This is a genomic window from Acinetobacter sp. 2JN-4, from assembly GCF_003687745.1.
In the GTDB taxonomy this organism is placed as follows: Bacteria; Pseudomonadota; Gammaproteobacteria; order Pseudomonadales; family Moraxellaceae; genus Acinetobacter; species Acinetobacter halotolerans.
Genome location: NZ_RDNY01000002.1, coordinates 161,135 through 176,048 on the forward strand (window position 1 = coordinate 161,135; position 14,914 = coordinate 176,048).

The 14,914-nt window shown below is 39.0% G+C and carries 14 protein-coding genes; 7 read left to right on the forward strand and 7 right to left on the reverse strand.

Going from position 1 to position 14,914, the window contains the following annotated elements; translation table 11 throughout:
- Positions 1-91 precede the first annotated feature (91 nt).
- Both EAH57_RS03680 and EAH57_RS03685 read right to left on the reverse strand, forming a co-directional pair.
- Positions 92-1,438, reverse strand: a complete 1,347-nt coding sequence (locus tag EAH57_RS03680; RefSeq protein ID WP_171407368.1) for a S8 family peptidase — start codon at positions 1,436-1,438, stop codon at positions 92-94.
- A 72-nt stretch (positions 1,439-1,510) separates the two neighbouring features.
- Entirely contained in the window at positions 1,511-1,819 is a 309-nt protein-coding gene (locus EAH57_RS03685) for a hypothetical protein (RefSeq protein WP_005193765.1), read from the reverse strand.
- Positions 1,820-2,406: 587 nt separating this feature from the next.
- Here EAH57_RS03685 and EAH57_RS03690 point away from each other — a divergent pair.
- Entirely contained in the window at positions 2,407-3,081 is a 675-nt protein-coding gene (locus tag EAH57_RS03690) for a hypothetical protein (protein WP_121928881.1), read from the forward strand.
- A gap of 72 nt (positions 3,082-3,153) precedes the next feature.
- On the opposite strand, the gene EAH57_RS03695 is transcribed toward EAH57_RS03690, so the two are convergent.
- Entirely contained in the window at positions 3,154-4,425 is a 1,272-nt protein-coding gene (locus tag EAH57_RS03695) for a hypothetical protein (RefSeq protein WP_121928882.1), read from the reverse strand.
- Between the two features lie 120 nt (positions 4,426-4,545).
- On the opposite strand from EAH57_RS03695, the gene EAH57_RS03700 reads away from it, so the two are divergent.
- Together EAH57_RS03700 and EAH57_RS03705 are read left to right on the forward strand one after the other, a co-directional pair.
- On the forward strand, positions 4,546-5,325 hold the full coding sequence (locus tag EAH57_RS03700; RefSeq protein ID WP_121928883.1) for a class I SAM-dependent methyltransferase: 780 nt from the start codon (positions 4,546-4,548) through the stop codon (positions 5,323-5,325).
- A gap of 11 nt (positions 5,326-5,336) precedes the next feature.
- A complete protein-coding gene (locus EAH57_RS03705; RefSeq protein WP_121928884.1) occupies positions 5,337-5,891 on the forward strand; it encodes a hypothetical protein in 555 nt (184 codons plus the stop codon).
- Positions 5,892-5,995: 104 nt separating this feature from the next.
- Here the strand turns inward: EAH57_RS03705 and EAH57_RS03710 are convergent, their stop codons facing one another.
- A complete protein-coding gene (locus EAH57_RS03710; RefSeq protein WP_121928885.1) occupies positions 5,996-6,559 on the reverse strand; it encodes a hypothetical protein in 564 nt (187 codons plus the stop codon).
- Between the two features lie 186 nt (positions 6,560-6,745).
- On the reverse strand, positions 6,746-7,213 hold the full coding sequence (locus EAH57_RS03715; RefSeq protein ID WP_121928886.1) for a Holliday junction resolvase-like protein: 468 nt from the start codon (positions 7,211-7,213) through the stop codon (positions 6,746-6,748).
- 394 nt (positions 7,214-7,607) lie between these two features.
- Between EAH57_RS03715 and EAH57_RS03720 the strand changes: the two genes are divergently transcribed.
- The 3 genes from EAH57_RS03720 to yccS all read left to right on the forward strand — a co-directional run bounded on the left by EAH57_RS03720 (position 7,608) and on the right by yccS (position 11,856).
- On the forward strand, positions 7,608-8,252 hold the full coding sequence (locus EAH57_RS03720; protein WP_034594731.1) for a ParA family protein: 645 nt from the start codon (positions 7,608-7,610) through the stop codon (positions 8,250-8,252).
- A 121-nt stretch (positions 8,253-8,373) separates the two neighbouring features.
- Complete coding sequence (locus tag EAH57_RS03725) at positions 8,374-9,468, forward strand: AI-2E family transporter (protein ID WP_171407382.1); 1,095 nt, start codon at positions 8,374-8,376, stop codon at positions 9,466-9,468.
- A gap of 234 nt (positions 9,469-9,702) precedes the next feature.
- Entirely contained in the window at positions 9,703-11,856 is a 2,154-nt protein-coding gene (gene yccS, locus EAH57_RS03730; RefSeq protein ID WP_121928888.1) for a YccS family putative transporter, read from the forward strand.
- A 21-nt stretch (positions 11,857-11,877) separates the two neighbouring features.
- On the opposite strand, the gene EAH57_RS03735 is transcribed toward yccS, so the two are convergent.
- On the reverse strand, positions 11,878-13,107 hold the full coding sequence (locus EAH57_RS03735; RefSeq protein ID WP_416240482.1) for an MFS transporter: 1,230 nt from the start codon (positions 13,105-13,107) through the stop codon (positions 11,878-11,880).
- Positions 13,108-13,450: 343 nt separating this feature from the next.
- Positions 13,451-13,822 (reverse strand): hypothetical protein, encoded by a 372-nt coding sequence (locus EAH57_RS03740; RefSeq protein ID WP_121928889.1) that lies wholly within the window; start codon positions 13,820-13,822, stop codon positions 13,451-13,453.
- Positions 13,823-14,004: 182 nt separating this feature from the next.
- Here EAH57_RS03740 and EAH57_RS03745 point away from each other — a divergent pair, with 182 nt between their 5' ends.
- Positions 14,005-14,877, forward strand: coding sequence for a DUF4349 domain-containing protein (locus tag EAH57_RS03745; RefSeq protein ID WP_121928890.1), 873 nt, complete (start codon positions 14,005-14,007; stop codon positions 14,875-14,877).
- Positions 14,878-14,914 lie beyond the last annotated feature (37 nt).

Sequence of the window (14,914 nt, forward strand, 5' to 3'; positions counted from 1 at the left end):
AATAAAAACTCGTTGCAGATATCACTATTTGCAACGAGTTATGGCACTTTTAAACACACTTTGGGTCAATTTAAACTATAAAAAAATTAACTCAATTTGATGATAAGCCACTGCTCGCAGCCAATACATCAATACGTGGAAATACCAAGCCAGTTCGCGTATCCGTAACTGGTTTGCCGGTTACTTTCAAACGATTAATGGTTTGATCAATGCTTTCTGTCGGACTCACACTATTGGCACGCAATAATGCAATCGCCCCTGCAACATGTGGTGCAGCTTGTGATGTCCCTCCTTGAGTTTCACCACCTGCAGTAATCAATGCACCTGGTGCGAGTAAAGTGACCAATGAACCCCCATTACTAAAACAAGTCACTTTGTCAGCAGTCGTGGTTCCATCTGTACAATTACTCCATGCCATATTCCCCAGATTGCTATCGTACACTGCTCCTACACGCACAGCACCCGCAACACAAGCAGGTGAAGATATCCCATCTGCAAATCCATCGTTACCCGAAGCAACTACAGGAGCAACATCTGCTGCTCGTGCATTGGCGAAAGCAGTGGCATAACTACTGTTTTGACATTCAGACGTATATTTCACCCCAGACACACCTAAACTCATGTTAATCGCTTTAATATTATAAGCTTGAGCATTATTGACCGCCCAATTAATGCCTGCGAGGATATCGCTATCATAGGCAGTACTCACCCATTGCCCTTGATATCTAACCTTTCTAAATGCATCGATGCCAATGATTTTGGTTTTAGTTGCAACTTTGGCAACAATCGCTGAAACATTACTGCCATGTCCATCATCATCTAAGCTGCCGTCATCGGGCGCACTGTCAAAGGAATGCACCACCCGACAAGTCGATGCGGGTGTATTGACTGCGGTACAGCCAAAATCAGCATGTTTATAATTTACGCCTGTATCAAGCACCACCACACTAGATCCATCCCCTGTAAAGCCATTCGCTTCAGCTTGGGGTTGGTTAATTAAAGGAAGACTTTGCATCGTGGTTGGTGAGTTTTTACGGTTTGGGTAAACACCTTTCACTGACGGATCATTTAAAACCTTTGCTAATGTTTCACGATCTTGGATGCGATATAAACCTAAAGGCAGCCCATTAAACTCACGTAAAGTTTGAAAACCTGATGCTTTGGCAAACTTATTTTTAAACTGTGTTTTGCCTTCAGCAATATAACTCCGCTTTTCAAGGCTTGGCGATATATGAGAAAAGTTCGTCTCATATTCAATCAGTAAATCATTGGATTCATTGCTCACTAAGGCATTTAGATCAATTTTTCCTTGGGCAACTTTGGCTACTGCGATCGAACTCAACTGTTGTTTTAATTGAGTTGCATTTAAAGCTGCAGCAGAAGAACTTGTGCTGTATAAAGCACATAAACTTAGTAATAATAACGTTTTATTTTTCAATTTATATCTCCATTGTTCTCGGATAAAGAACATTTGAATCTCTAGTGGTCTTGGGTAAAGTCCACTAAACGATTAAAGCGTTTTAATTTCATTTGCAGGATCTTTTTCTGGATCTATCGGTTGAATCGCAGGATCACTTTTGGTGTTATAAAATTGCGCCTCTTCATTCGACTGTTCCGATTGATTCAATAAAGTTGTTGTTATTTCAGTGGTGTTGTTCTCCTCTTTGTTTAATGTTGTTGGAATAACTTCAAGATATTCATCTTTCATCTGATGGATATACTGATCTTGGGAAGACGTTAAGGGATCGGATGGCTGGAAATAGAGCACGATCGCGCCCACTCCAATCAATAAAAGTAAAAATGCCGCGATCTTTTTCATTCATATGCTCCAATTTTTTTTACTGTTTATCGCAAGGTTTTGTTTGAATCATCTAAAAGATAAGTTTTATTAACTTTAATATTCACGTTAATTTTAATGTTTTTCCAGCATTCAAAATTGTACATAAAAATTCGTTATTGCGCTCAACTTTTAGACAACTTTTACCTCAACGTAGAATTATTTGAGAGATGTTTAGTTTTCTATAAAGACAATTGAATTTAATGAAAAACCAAATTAATTTTTCCACACTTTTAGACCAAGCAATAAAAATGCCACTTTTAATTTAGATGATTTGAACTTGATATTTGACTCCCCCATTTATTCTTTAATTTCCTTATAGAAGCGCATTTGGTTTTGTTTTTATCTATTTAATCGTCAATTAACTTATTTTTATTTATAATTAAAATTATATTTTTCACATATTTAGTTTAGTAATGTATCTCCACAATTTATCGCTATAGTGTGTTTAAGCTGTAACCTACTTGTAAAGTTTTGCTGAAATCCATAGCTTTCTCCTTTTTGCTCGCTATGATGCAATTGCGTTTATGAAGTGCCCTGATATGGCACATCACTTAAGGAACCGCAATATGAAAAAAATGATCAAAACTGCTATCGTGACAACAAGTATTCTTGCTTCTGCATCTGTCTTTGCTCAAAACGTCGGCGCAAATGCAAGTGGCTCAGCCCAAGTTTCTGTTCAGTCAAACGGCTTAATTAAGGGCGTTACTGGTGCAGTTAAAAATACCGCACAAGGTGTTGGCCAAGCAGCACATCATGTTGGTCATACCGCTGTGAATACAGGTGTAAATGCCACTCAAAAAACCGTTGGTGCGGCTGCGAATGTCGGCTCAAATGTTGTTCATAGCACAGGCACAGCGATTAAGAATTCTAAAGACTATGCAGTAGATAAAGCCGTTGATGGTAAAACATTTGCAGCAGATAAAACCGCACAAGTGATACATAGCACGGGCACAGCTGTTAAAACTTCAAAAGACTATACGGTAGAGAAAGCCGTTGATGGCAAAAACTTAGCGGCTGAAAAACGTGCAGAAGCAAAAAAACGTTATCAGGAACGTAAAACTGAACCAAAATCAGTGGGTCTGAATACCCAAGCAGGCGTTCATGCTGGAAATTCATCTGTTCAAGCTCAAACAGGCTTAAATGCAGATAAAAAACAAGCGCAAGCTGGTGCAAATGTTGGCGTGAAAGTATTAGGTGTAAATGCCAATGTAAACACCAATGCAAAAGTCGGCGCAAACTAAGCTCGACATATTCACCACAAAAAAAGCCTTTTGAACGTTCAAAAGGCTTTTTTATTAGGCAAATCTTTTAACTCAACAGAATTGTAGCTTGGTCTGCTCATCTGCATTATTTTCAATAAAATGACTTAAACCTTCAGCATCACAGCATAAAGTCAGTTGCTTATAGCTCACACTACAAAAATCAGCATACTGTTTAAAAACCAATGGTGACTGATCTAAAGGTAATGGTTCGCCAACGGGAATCAACTTATGAATACCGCGATCATTCATGGTCAGTAAGTAGCGATCATTATTCAAATCAAGTTCGACCAAAGTATTCGGCTGAACCTTTAAAGGCAAAAGATACTGATGATTTCCAGCAATAATATCTGCCGCATAACTTTCGAGTTTCAAGCTCACTAAATTGAAAACCGCAAACTGTTGCTGAGCCGTTCTGACATTCGGAGTTAAGGCCTCAGCATGTTGCACAAAATGCGGAAGTGCACCCAACTTATGTAGGTTCTGTTCAGTTCCTTGTTTAAGCTTAAATAATTGCTGCACCAGTTTTTGCTTTATGGTTGCATCAAAATAACGCTCATCCAATTGCAAGTCATTATTTTCCAGTATTTTTAATAAAGCACGATGATGTCGGTGCAATAAAGCATCCAACACATGACGATAATAAAACTTACTTTGCTTTTTGACTTCTCGAACACGTCGATAGAAATAGGTGATATCAAATGGCTTTACAACGAAATCATTTAAAAGTTCTGAACTGGCCAACACAGAGAGTGCCTCATGCCCTGTAAATGGCAAATGAATCACATGCATCTTTGGCAACAACGGCTGGATCTTTAAAAAATGCTCTTTATCTTCGGCATAATAAGGATCATAGACAATAATGTATTCACGTGCAGGATCGACTTCATCCGCTTGAATCTGCATATCTTGATGAATTGATACATCAAAAAATTCAGCATAACGACGGTCTTGCACCATGTCAGGATCGATTGAATATTGCGGAACAAAAGCCACGATTTTTTGCATATTCAATAAATTTGAATATTTAATCGCAGCATAACCGCCCATCGAGCCACCATAGCCCACAATCTGTTTAAATTGCTGCAAGATCGGTTGAATCTGATGCTGCATGGCAAGCATGCTGCTTTTGGGAAACCATGTCTTCTGCTTCGGCATAATGCCGATGACGTTGTATTGATATTTTATTAATGATTTTTCAGCATTAATGGACATGCCTTTAGCGCGACTAATCAAATCGCCAAACGAAACCACTAACGTGTCACTTGAACCTTTTAAAAAAATAACGCGAATATGATCATCTTCAAATATTATTTGTTTATCCATGCTCACACTGAAAAATATTCCTAGGTGTGAATCAACAAGTCATCAAATGATGCCTTTGCCAATCCTTAATTGCGGAGTATCTTATTTTATAGAGATCAGTCAGATTAAAAAGCGCAAAAAATGACACAATCCTTACATCCTGCTGCACAAAAAGGCTTTAGTTTAGGGGCTAAACTCTACCAGCAAGTTCGACCCAGTTACCCACAAGAAACAGTCATTTGGCTGCAAGATCGACTCCAAATAGGTGAAAATTCAACTGTTGTTGACCTCGGATCTGGGACTGGCAAATTCTTACCTTACTTGATTCAGACACAAGCAAAAGTGATCGCAGTCGAGCCTATCTTAGAAATGTTGCAACAACTCCAACACAGCCATCCCAACATTGAATGTATACAGGCATCCAGTGATCAACTTCCCCTAAGCGATCAGTCGATTGACGCGATTGTCTGCGCGCAATCTTTTCATTGGTTCTCGAATCTTGAGAGTCTGACTGAAATGCATCGTGTATTAACCCGATCTGGGCATGTCGGCTTGATTTGGAATCAGCGAGACATTGAGGTCAATTGGGTGAAAGCGTTAGCTGATGAAATTGCACCATTTGAAGGAGATAGCCCACGTTATCACAGCGGGAAATGGAAGCAGGTTTTTGACGGTCAGAATTTGTTTAAACCCATCGACGTACAAACCTTTCAATTGATGCATCGCGGTACAGTCGAACAAGTGGTGAGTAAACGCCTGCTCTCTACCAGTTTTATCGCAGCCCTAGCACCAATCGATCAACAACAACTCAAAACCAAGTTCGAACAAATTGTATTTGATTTTATGGGATTAACTGCGCAAGATCAGATAGATTTCCCTTATGTCACTTATGCCTATCATTTTCAGAAAATATCGAATTAATGAGTTTATTTATGAAAGCTGAATTTAAAACAACATTTGCTATGGGCTGCATTTTGGGCTCAGCCTTGATGCTCAGTGCATGTAATAAAGACCAAGAGCCAACGACGCAAAATGAAGGTCAAACCAATTCAGTCAATGATGCAATTGGTCAACTCAATCCAATGCCAATTAAGCAATTTCCAACGACTACAGATGATGCGCATGATATTGCAATCTTGGATGAATATGAGCAACGCTTTACCGAGATGACCGATAGTATGGAAATTGAATTGGCGAAAATGAAACAAGATGGCACTTTAACAGCAGAGTTTGAACAGCAGCGTCAAAAAGACAATATCCGATCTGCCCTCAATATGTTGAAAGACTTGGAACTCAAAACAGAACAAGGTCGCTATATTCAAGGGTTGCTTTACGATTATTGGGACAATCAAGCCAAGGTTTTAGATCAAAGTCGTTATTCCAATCCATCTCAAAATTCGACCGATCAGGTTGAGCAATTAAATGGCTATCTACATGCGCAAAGCCAATTGCATCATTGGAAAAGCTCACAAACTGCCGAAAGCTAATGGATAGAAAATTCCAAAATCATATAAAGCCTTCTCAATATTTCTATAATAAAAAGCCCATTCTTTTTCTATAAAAGAGCGGGCTTTTTTATCAAACTGTTATTTTAAATCTTCTGTCTCTCGACCCATTCAATCGAATTCACGCGAAATAATTCACAAGCGCCATCGCCTACACCGCCAGGTGTCAAAGAGGAGGTCCAAACCAGATCTTTATCACGCACCTCAACCAACTCACCTTTTAAGTTGACCAAATCACCACGCTTGACCTGCTTAATTTGTTTTGCGATTTCAGGGTTAGCAGGAATGATGTGCATATTTGACACCATTTTTAATGCTTGATCAGGTGGTACGGGTAATTTTTTCATATTCCAATTTAAGTAGCGATCATACTGACGTACTGAAATGGTCCGTGCAATCTCTGGATCAGCAAACAAATCTAAACTGACCGCATAATCGATGGGAGAAAACTTCGCTTGTTCATCATCGTGATAAACTTTTGAACCGAGTATACGAAAATTCCCATCAAACGGTTTTAATACCGAAATGGACTGATATTTCACAACAGGCGATAAACCATTGGCAATATTATATTCTGCCTGATTGGTTGATGCATGTGTTTGCCCCATTGCAGCAACCATGCATAAACTGATCCAAAGACGTTTGTTCATGGCTCGATCATCCTCAAAAAAATGACTAAAATCTTAGAACATCATTCCTTTCATAGTATGCCTAGACCATGAATGAAGTTGCTTTTTTTAGTAACAATCAGCTTCATTTTGGTCATCTTTTTGTGCCATTTGCGACCTCTACTTTTATATCCCCCATACCTGATATAAAACCCGCCTAAACGATGACTATTCCGTAAAGTCAATTCGCAGGGTTTCGAACCTAACCCGCCCCTCACTAATTGCTTGTGCAATCGCCTGCTGACCTTTACTCAGACGCGCACCACCACTTTTAATATCGAGTAAGATCACTTCAATATCTTCGGCTTCACCATCGCCATCTCGAAAATCGGTATACCCATCAAACACCACATAATCGACCGGATCACCTAAAAACTTGGCATCGCTGGGTAAATATCGAAACTCAGGTAAAATCGGTGCAAACTGCTCTGCCATTTTTCCTTTCAACACTGCACGACTGGTGTTCACACTACGCTTCTGCGCATCTAACAACGCTTGTTTATGCTCTAACTCAAGTTCAGCAATGTATCTCTCATACTCCGCTTGGATACGCCCATTACGACTATGAGACAAAATAATGGTGGTCAGCACCACGCCAATACACCCACCAATTAGCATTGCAAGCCAAATTGACATAAAAATGTTCCTTATCTATTGCCGTGCTATTTAACTGCAACATGAGGGTCTATTGATATTTCAGCCATGCATTGCGTTATAGGCTAAAACCACACAAACAAGGCGTGAAACGTAGGCAATGGCGATCCCTTTGTCAAGTTTCACAACGAAGTTTGAGGCAGTTTTAGCCATAACCCTGCGGGACAGGGACATTTTTTGCCGCTACTACGTTATGTCTTGCTCATTTAGAATACTAAATTTCGCAAACCATGCCTTGTATCGTCTAAAAAATTTCCTCTGTCGCAAGCATCTGTGAAATGTCAACAGACCCTAAACTTTTGTCATGTGTCACACACTCTTATCAAAAAGATGCTAAGGTATGATTGAATATAAGAGACCTGTTAAAAAAGAGTTCATGAAGACAATATTAATCGCAAATCAAAAAGGTGGTTGTGGTAAAACCATGACTGCGATCACCCTTGCCACAGCATTATCACAAAAAGGGTATAAGGTTGCTTTAGCAGATGCGGACAACCAAAAATCTTCATTACAATGGTTAAAACAACGTCCAGAAACGGTCACTGAAATCCAAAGTCTTGATTGGCGACATGAAAAATCAATTGGCGACGCGCCTAAGAATCTTGATTATTTGATCATTGATGCGCCTGGGGCACTTTCGGGTGAACATGCTGAACAATTAGTCAGTGAAGCACATGCCATTGTGACACCTATACAGCCTTCATTCTTTGATATTGATAGTACCCGTCGTTTTCTCAAACATTTGCAAGAGATCAAACGGATTCGTAAAGGTAAAGTCCAGATTTTACTGATCGCCAACCGTGTCAAAGCAAACAGTGCCAGCTCCAAAGATATCCAGAACTTCTTTACCAAAATCGAGCACCCCCCTGTTGCTTGGATTTCTGAACGTAGTGCATATGGTACGTTGGCAATGCAAGGTTTAAGTATTTTTGATAAGCCACAGAAGAATTTTGTGCTGATTCAAAACCAATGGCAGCCTGTTTTAAATCAGTTGGTCGATGATCCTAGCGAGTGGTTCTAAGCTTTGCAAAGAAACGTAATCTTTTGATATTAAATCTTAAAAGATCAGCAGGGAAATATCCCTAAACTGGTTTTTCAGTTAATATGGATCTATTCAATTTCCAGCACTAGAGAAAACTATGGTGCAACAATACGCTCCCGTATTACAACGCGTTTTGCTGTTTGGTCTATTCTTTGTCTTACTGTTTTTGGGATTTAATATCCTCAAATACTTTATTGTGCCTGTCCTTTGGGCGGCGATTATTGCCTATATGACTTGGCCTGTTTATCTATGGGTACAACGTCGATTTTTTGGTGAACATCGTCCCACACTGAATGCCACGATTATGATTAGTTTGGTGATTCTGGTGATTGGAGTCCCATTTATTTTCGCGATCTTTATGCTGCAACTTGAAGGTCGTAATTTATATTTTAATTTACAAAAACAACTTTTTTCTGGGCATGTTCAGATCCCTGATTTTATTAAGAACCTGCCGATTATTGGTGGAGATATTAGTCATACACTGAACGAATTAAGTAGCGATCCCAATAGCATTGCAAAAAATATCGCGGAATGGATTCAAAGCCATTTAAGTTATGGTCGTTTTGTCTTAAGTGAAATTAGCCGTAATTTGGTCAAACTGACATTTGCCCTCATGACCCTTTTCTTTTTCTATCGTGACGGACAAACGATATTGGCACAAGTCAGTCGTGCTTTAGAAATGGTCATTGGACCACGTGTCCACCATTATCTACAAACCATCTCAGAAACGACACGTGCTGTTGTTTACGGCGTTGGTTTAACTGCGGTTGCGCAAGCACTTTTGGCGGGTTTAAGTTACTTCGTCGCAGGTGTACCGAATCCAATGCTACTGACGATTGTGACCTTCTTTTTAGCCCTAATTCCATTTGGCACACCTATTTCATATTTAGGTGTCGGGCTATGGTTGTTTTCTCAAGGTCAAACCGTTGAAGCAATTGGTGTCATCGTATGGGGCGTATTGATCGTCAGTAGTGCAGACAATGTGATCCGACCACTGGTGATCTCAGGTGCAACTCAGATTCCATTCATATTGATTATGTTTGGTGTCCTCGGCGGCGTCGCTAGCTTTGGTTTAGTCGGTTTATTTATTGGTCCTGTGATTTTGGCCGTGTTACTGGCGATATGGCGTGAATGGCTACATGAAAATGTGGAAGAACCTGTTGCAGCACTTGAAGCACCGCCTGATATGAAATAGTTAAAAGACTGTGGGTATCTTAAAAGATATCCACAGTTTTCTTGAAAATTCATTTATTTTTTCCATTACGAACATTTAAAACAATAACTTTGCATGGATTTTGCTTGTTTTTATTACTTGAAAGATCAACTCAATCTGGATGCAAAAAATGATATGCCTCATTGATCAAACAATATTTTTATAAGGAAAATTTGTTTGTATGATAAAACTTAAACAAATTGAAGAAAAATAATTATGAACAGTCTTTATCTGCTCTTCAATCGCTTTAGATCGAATTCAATTCTGCTGTATTGCCTACAAATTTTTATTGTTTTAATCGGCACAACGCTATTACTGCATGGATTGGGTCTAAGTCAATTTATTGTGCCTGTCACATTAGGTGCAATTGCAGCAGCCCTGACTGACTTTGATGACCGGCTAAGTATCCGACTTCGAAATTTGCTTTATGTCTGTGTACTGTTCTTTACGGTCAGTACAATCTTAGCCTTTCTCGCACCTTATAAATTCTGGTTCATCGTTTATTTGAGTCTATCCAGTGCTGCTTTTGTGCTGATGGGTGCTTTGGGGCAACGCTACGCCACAATTTCTTTTGGCACGATTTTACTTTCCATCTACACCATGTTTGGGTTGGGAGATTATCCACATTGGTATCAACAACCCAGTTATTTTGTTTGTGGTGCACTGTGGTACGGTTTTACTTCGATCTTATTTTTTATCATTCGTCCCACACTGCCACTACAAGAAAAAATTTCGACTATTTTTAAAGAAATAGGGGAACTCTTACAAATCAAAGCCAAGCTGTTTGATCCTGACAATGTGCAGAATGTTGAAGAACTACTGTTTAAACTCTCACAAAAAAATGCTCAGGTGGTGAATAGTCTCAATCAGGCCAAGCAATCCTTACTTTCTCGACTCAAGTCTTCCCGCATCAATAACACCAGTATCTATTGGCTAAATTTATATTATTTTGCCCAAGATATCCATGAACAAGTAACTTCTAATTATTTGCATTATGAAAAAATTCATCAGAACTTTAGCCGCAGTGATTTAATTTTCCGTATCCAAAAAAATATGTTTTTACAGGCCACAGCCTGCCAAAAGCTCAGCCAGTCACTGCTGCATAAAACACCCTACCAAAACAGTCAACGGGCAGATGCAGCGCTGGAAAATCTTGAAGCATCCATGAAAGATTGGATCGTTCAGCATCCACATAATCTTGAGGTTAAAAATTTAGAACTCATTCTCAATAATTTAAAAAGTATTCATGAGCAATTCGCTCAACTGCAATTCAAGCAAAAAATCGAAACACTCTCCCCACAGCAACAACAGGCACACTTGAACTTGCTTGATGAAGATATTCAGGGTTTTCAGGATTTCTTCTTAAAAATAAAACAACATCTCAGTCCACAGTCGGCCTTATTTCGTCATGCCGTTCGTTTAGCAATTGTCTTTGCCGTGGGTTATACAATTTCTTTACTGCCTTTTGCAAAAAATGGCTATTGGATTTTACTGACCAGCTTGTTTGTTTGTCAGATCACTTACTTCGCAACTAAAAGTCGCCTAAAACTCAGAACCATCGGCACGTTATTAGGTGTGCTGTTAGGTATACCCGTGCTTTATTTTGTACCCAGTATTGAAGGACAACTGGTGATTACCGTGATTAGCGGCGTGTATTTCTTCTATTTACGCCAAAAGAAATACGCACTTGCGACAGTGATGGCAACACTGATGGTTTTATTGATTTTTAATCTAAAGGGCGCGGGTTTTAGTATTGTTTTACCAAGGATTGTCGATACGCTCATCGGCTGTGCAATCGCATGGTTAGCAGTGAACTTGATTTGGCCCGATTGGAACTTTCGTAATATCCCTGAAAATATACTCAAAAGTAGCCAAGCCACCATGAATTATTTGGATGCAGTCATCCAGCAATATCATCAAGGACGTTCCAACGATCTTGAATATCGAAAAGCACGTCGTGCGGCACATAATGCCCAGATCGAACTGTCAAATATGATTTCGAGTCTCAGTACCGAACCACAGCCCAATCAAGAACTCATCCATTATGCATTTCGCTACTTGGTCTATAGTCATAGCCAATTGAGCTACGTTTCTGCTCTCGGCCATCAACGTATTCAAATTCAAGATCAACATATTTTGGCGCTGTTAGATCAAAGTGCCGAATTAATCAAACACACCTTGATCCAACAACAACAGCCGATTCCAAATCAACAGATTGAAGACATATTAATCAAAATTCAGCACTTAAATTCACAAGGTCAGGTCTCTGAGCAAAATCAATTACTGTTAAAGCAAATGAGTCTATTACTCGAGACCCTCACTGAACTGGTGATGTTGAAAAATAAACTTCTAGAACTTGAAATTCAGTAATCAACTGACACCGCATCGATTCTAATTTACTCCTTGTTGCTGACGTGTTTGCATCACCTGTTTCAACGCAGCGCGCGGTTGAGCAAACCATAAGCCAATCAAAGCTACACTCGCGAGTGCAAAAGCCCAAATGTGGAAATGTGTATAAAGTACTCGTACCAGTTCAATAATGACAAAGAAACTCATCATCATGATCATCGACACTGCGGCTGCAACCGTACCTTTCGATACTTCTGAAGACATCAAGGCAAAACGATACATTACTGAGAAGCTAATCCCTTCACCAAAACTGATCAAAGTCATGCCGATCAATAAACATGGCACCAAATAGATCGGCCAAATCACGCCAAGCAATAAGAACAACGTCCCAAATAACATGATGGGTAAACCCACCAAAATGGTTTTACCTAAAGCAAAACGATCCATCACTTTGATCAAGACAATATTGCCCGCAATCAAACCAAAGAATATCGGAAACTGTGCCAAACCATATTGCATGCTGCTCAGTTTCAACTCATCCACCAAAATGATCGGTGATAAGGCAATCCATAGCATCAAGGGCATCGCCACCAGTGGTAGAGCAAGGCTTAAACCCAAGAAATGGCGATTGGTAAACACCTTTTTAAAGTCATCAAACATATAACTAAAGGGTTGTTTCACTCTACTTTGCTGTTGCGAAGGCATAAATTTCTTCAGACCAAACCAACTCAAGAATGAAATAGCGGCGATGCCGACAAAGCCCCAATGCCAAGAAATATGTTCAATTAAAAATGCCCCGAGGACAGGACCAAGTAAAGGTGCTAATAATGAAATATTTGCCATCAGTGCCATGACTTTAATGGCATCTCGTTCTTCAAATGTTTCTTGAATAGCGGCATAACCAACCGCTGAAATGACAGTCAAACCAATACCTTGCAAGAAACGTAAGGCCAAGAATTGTTCAATATTATGCGTCAATAAAATCAACAAACAGCAGATCGTAAAGAATGCCACACCAGCCAATAATACTGTTTTACGCCCAAGTCGATCTGAAAGTGGTCCAAGCAGCCAAGCGACACTGGCACCACCCAACAAATAAAATGACATCGACGAAGGTGCCCATGTTGCACTGACACCAAATTGTTCGGTAATCGACAGCATTGCAGGCTGTATCAAGTCATTACCAATATAAACCGCAAACTCAAATAGCACTAAAGCTAAAGGAAACATGAGCGTTATACGGTTTAACGTCATATTTTGATTATTCGTCATCATGTTCTATTCACAAAAACAACCAATTCGGGTGCGTCCCATTTCCATACAAAGAAAATAGGATCATCACCACACGATTTTATGGTTTAGATTTAAATTAAATTTTGATTTTCATGCTGTGAGAGCGCATGTAATAAATGTGAAAACACCGTATTCACTAGGTGTATATATAAGAAAAACAATCTATTTACGTGAGCTTGGTAAACGTTTTACCTTTTGGCAAAATTGCCAGACGCAACTTTAGCACTTTTTAAAAATGACCGCAATTTGAGCAATTGTTTTAATATGTGAATAACAATCAAGTTATCCACAGCTTTGCTGATCTTTCATTCAATTTTAAATGTTATGGACATAAATCAAGCTGGAATGTCGCAGTGTTCTCCCCTCTAGCGCATTGATAACTTTGTTTCTTATTCACAACTTTCCAAACTGCTTGATCGCGTTTTAATTGATATTCGGTTCGAACGGCAATCACTGAATCATCCAGTTGGGCTTGTTCAACCGTAATTGCTGCCTCGCTTGGATTTTCTGCGCTATTAAATTGTTGATCGATCTTTAAATTAGTTTCGTCATTTAATAAAGTCGGTTGGTCCAATAAAACAGCATACATGGCTGTACTTTTTTGAACTGCAGCTTGTTGTTGCGACTGCGCAATTGGCTGATTACACGCTGTTAAAAAAATTCCGCATCCTAAAATCATCAAAATTTTATGCATTTTGTACCTCTCCTATTTACCACATGCATCTATGCTACTATGCAAAATTAAATTTCAACGCAATAAAATGTAAGTGACTTATGTGAGATTTGTTGTATTTATCAATCATTTGAATATCATCATAAGTAACTAAAAACACAAATTTTATAACACGAACATCACCACAGATTGAGCATAAACTCATGTCAGATTTAGCAAAAAAATTAACGATTGTTTTAATATTAAGTACCGCTATTGTCGGCTGTTCAAAAAAAGAAGAAGGCATGGCAAGTGATCCCTCTGTTGCCGCAGAAAGAACAGCTTCAAATAGTGATATTGTTCAGGAAAATACTGTCAAAAATCCTGAACAATTGGTCGGCACGCAACAAAGTGCGCTAGAACAAAATCGTCAGTTGGTTAAAAGCGCTCAATTGCAATTTGAAGTCAAAGATGTATTACAAACAGCTTCAGCTCTCGAACAACAGCTGTTGCAATACAACGGCTATATCGAAAACAAGCAAATTGACTATCAAGTGAGTGACCGCTCTCAACGTGATCGCATTGATGGCAGCATTGATATTTATGAGAAAATAACGCCATTCGTAGAACTCACGGTCCGTATCCCAAATGATCAAGTGACTACTTTTTTAAATAAACTTTTACCTTTGATGTTGAACTTTAATACGCAGTCTTATGAAGCAAAACGTTATGAATTAAAGCTATTAGAAGAAAAGCTAAATACCGCAAATCAGAGTAATAGCGCATCAAATACGGTAAATAATCAACTACAACAACTCACTGATTTGGAAGTGAAAGATCGTTTGGCTTATAGCACTATTCGTTTGGAATTTTTCCAACAACCCAAAGTTCGTAAAAGCCATGACTTAAATATTCATCGAATCGCTACTATGGACAGTGAGCCGTTATTAACACGGATTGGAGAGGCATTTAAAGTAGGTTTATCTTATTTTAAAGAAACCATTTTATGGCTGATTCAGTTCTGGGCGTTCTTTCTTGTCATTATTGCTATTTGGGTGATCCGTAAAGCATATAGGCTGAGAAAACAAGGCAGTTAATTATTGATTTTTGATCAATAGTATTTTGCTTATTTAT